Source organism: Xenorhabdus santafensis, assembly GCF_033949405.1.
In the GTDB taxonomy this organism is placed as follows: domain Bacteria; phylum Pseudomonadota; class Gammaproteobacteria; order Enterobacterales; family Enterobacteriaceae; genus Xenorhabdus; species Xenorhabdus santafensis.
Genome location: NZ_VCDN01000479.1, coordinates 1 through 264, shown reverse-complemented (window position 1 = coordinate 264; position 264 = coordinate 1). Strand labels below are relative to the sequence as shown.

1 protein-coding gene is annotated in these 264 nt (G+C 33.0%); it reads left to right on the top strand.

The window, feature by feature from the left end; all coding sequences use genetic code 11:
- Positions 1–264, top strand: a 264-nt coding sequence (locus tag FE392_RS21035; protein WP_319932013.1) for a hypothetical protein, incomplete at both ends; no start/stop codon positions are given.

The following is a 264-nucleotide window of genomic DNA, read 5'->3' as shown; positions in this document are numbered from 1 at the left end:
CAGTATTAGAAAAGAAAGAAAAAGAAATGGCTGTTATTGATCATAGAGATCATATGCTCTATTTTCGTGAAGGATATAGTTTAGAAAAAGTAAAAGAGTATTGTGTAGATGCATTAGTAAATAAAAAGCGGCTGCAAGAAGGATATCATGTAGATATTTCGGTTCATGGGGAAACGTTTCAGCAGATTTGGAGACAAGCGCAATATCAAGAACAACAATTTCGAAAAGAAGTAGAAAAAGAGTTTGAAAGAGATCCAGAAATAG